The 3,041-nt window shown below is 54.8% G+C and carries 2 protein-coding genes; both read left to right on the top strand.

The window, feature by feature from the left end; translation table 11 throughout:
- The first annotated feature begins 486 nt into the window (after positions 1 to 486).
- Positions 487 to 2,406, top strand: coding sequence for a tetracycline resistance ribosomal protection protein Tet(W) (gene tet(W), locus BN3789_RS12200; RefSeq protein WP_000691721.1), 1,920 nt, complete (start codon positions 487 to 489; stop codon positions 2,404 to 2,406).
- Between the two features lie 114 nt (positions 2,407 to 2,520).
- Positions 2,521 to 3,041 (top strand): hypothetical protein (locus BN3789_RS12195; protein ID WP_229254390.1); only part of this gene is annotated, 521 nt, incomplete at its 3' end.

The raw sequence follows: 3,041 nt of genomic DNA, 5'->3' as shown, positions 1-3,041 counted from the left end.
GCTCTCTGTCGCGGGCCGGCCGATTCCGGCCCGCGACAGAGAGGGTAGGGCGCGAGACGCCTCCAGGACTCAGCGAAACATGTTTCGCTGAGTCCTGGAGGCGTCTCGCTCAACCTGCAAATCAAACTTACATATAAGGGGAAGAAAAATTTCTTTTAGATACTTGTTTTCCTAAGACTGATGTGATATAATAATTCAAGTCCAGAAAAGGAGTAAAAAATATGCGGCAAGGTATTCTTAAATAAAACTATAATCAAATAGTGGGAACAAAGGATTATGATAGTCCCTTTTGTAGGGTCTTAGTTTTTTGTACCCAATTTAAGAATACTTTTGCCTTATCAATTTTGACATATCCCCAAAAACAGCACTCACAAACAGGTGTATGCTGTATATGCGTATGTCCGCAAATTATCATCCCCAGTGGTAAAAGTATTTTACTGCTGGGGATTTTTATGCCCTTCGGGGCAGTAAAGGGAGGACAATCACATGAAAATAATCAATATTGGAATTCTTGCCCATGTAGACGCTGGAAAGACGACCTTGACGGAGAGCCTGCTATATGCCAGCGGAGCCATTTCAGAACCGGGGAGCGTCGAAAAAGGGACAACGAGGACGGACACCATGTTTTTGGAGCGGCAGCGTGGGATTACCATTCAAGCGGCAGTCACTTCCTTCCAGTGGCACAGATGTAAAGTCAACATTGTGGATACGCCCGGCCACATGGATTTTTTGGCGGAGGTGTACCGCTCTTTGGCTGTTTTAGATGGGGCCATCTTGGTGATCTCCGCTAAAGATGGCGTGCAGGCCCAGACCCGTATTCTGTTCCATGCCCTGCGGAAAATGAACATTCCCACCGTTATCTTTATCAACAAGATCGACCAGGCTGGCGTTGATTTGCAGAGCGTGGTTCAGTCTGTTCGGGATAAGCTCTCCGCCGATATTATCATCAAGCAGACGGTGTCGCTGTCCCCGGAAATAGTCCTGGAGGAAAATACCGACATAGAAGCATGGGATGCGGTCATCGAAAATAACGATAAATTATTGGAAAAGTATATCGCAGGAGAACCAATCAGCCGGGAAAAACTTGTGCGGGAGGAACAGCGGCGGGTTCAAGACGCCTCCCTGTTCCCGGTCTATTATGGCAGCGCCAAAAAGGGCCTTGGCATTCAACCGTTGATGGATGCGGTGACAGGGCTGTTCCAACCGATTGGGGAACAGGGGAGCGCCGCCCTATGCGGCAGCGTTTTCAAGGTGGAGTATACAGATTGCGGCCAGCGGCGTGTCTATCTACGGCTATACAGCGGAACGCTGCGCCTGCGGGATACGGTGGCCCTGGCCGGGAGAGAAAAGCTGAAAATCACAGAGATGCGTATTCCATCCAAAGGGGAAATTGTTCGGACAGACACCGCTTATCCGGGTGAAATTGTTATCCTTCCCAGCGACAGCGTGAGGTTAAACGATGTATTAGGGGACCCAACCCGGCTCCCTCGTAAAAGGTGGCGTGAGGACCCCCTCCCCATGCTGCGGACGTCGATTGCGCCGAAAACGGCAGCGCAAAGAGAACGGCTGCTGGACGCTCTTACGCAACTTGCGGATACTGACCCGCTTTTGCGCTGCGAGGTGGATTCCATCACCCATGAGATCATTCTTTCTTTTTTGGGCCGGGTGCAGTTGGAGGTTGTTTCCGCTTTGCTGTCGGAAAAATACAAGCTTGAAACAGTGGTAAAGGAACCCACCGTCATTTATATGGAGCGGCCGCTCAAAGCAGCCAGCCACACCATCCATATCGAGGTGCCGCCCAACCCGTTTTGGGCATCCATCGGACTGTCTGTTACACCACTCCCGCTTGGCTCCGGTGTACAATACGAGAGCCGGGTTTCGCTGGGATACTTGAACCAGAGTTTTCAAAACGCTGTCAGGGATGGTATCCGTTACGGGCTGGAGCAGGGCTTGTTCGGCTGGAACGTAACGGACTGTAAGATTTGCTTTGAATACGGGCTTTATTACAGTCCGGTCAGCACGCCGGCGGACTTCCGCTCATTGGCCCCGATTGTATTGGAACAGGCATTGAAGGAATCAGGGACGCAACTGCTGGAACCTTATCTCTCCTTCACCCTCTATGCGCCCCGGGAATATCTTTCCAGGGCTTATCATGATGCACCGAAATACTGTGCCACCATCGAAACGGTCCAGGTAAAAAAGGATGAAGTTGTCTTTACTGGCGAGATTCCCGCCCGCTGTATACAGGCATACCGTACTGATCTGGCCTTTTACACCAACGGGCAGAGCGTATGCCTTACAGAACTGAAAGGGTATCAGGCCGCTGTCGGCAAGCCAGTCATCCAGCCCCGCCGTCCAAACAGCCGCCTGGACAAGGTGCGCTATATGTTTCAGAAGATAATGTAACGTCTTGCGCAATTCGAGCGCATCGAGAACGAGCAGGCCGCGCTCCAGCAGTCCATCAAGGAGCTCGAGGCGACCATCGCTGAGCAGACCGAGCTCGCTTCCGCCTGGAAGGCCGTGCTCGCCCAGCAGACGGCCGAGGACATCGTGGTAAACGGCCTCAAGGTCGCGACCGCGAGCCCCGCGGTCGCCCAGGCCGCGGCCGAGGCGCACAGCGCCTATCAGGCGAAGAAGGACGCCCTCGACAAGGCCGCGGGCGAGCTCGACGCCGCCCGTGCCGCCTACGAGGAGGCCTCCGAGCGCGCCGGCGTGACCGAGCAGGAGCTCGCCGAGAAGCTCGCCGACCTCGCCATGGCACAGGACGCCTACGACCGCCTGGTCGCGCAGATGGGCTGGGACAAGCCCGCTGCCGATGACGACCAGGACGCCGGCGCCGTGAGCGGCAACGACAGCGACGGCACCAAGCAGCAGGCCTCGATGGGGACCGCCGGGTCTAACGGGAAGTCCGGCCTCCCCCAGCCCGCGACCCGGCATGCCCCCCCTGACCGTCCCCTATACACCTCTACCTGTGTACAACAGCCCGTCCCCGATCGGACACTCACACGACAATCACCGCATCTCCATCACTCGCCCACTTT

It is taken from the genome of Collinsella ihumii (genome assembly GCF_900046475.1).
Lineage (GTDB): Bacteria > Actinomycetota > Coriobacteriia > Coriobacteriales > Coriobacteriaceae > Collinsella > Collinsella ihumii.
The sequence above is the reverse complement of the archived record's forward strand: the minus strand, read 5'-3'. Positions and strand labels throughout refer to the sequence as shown.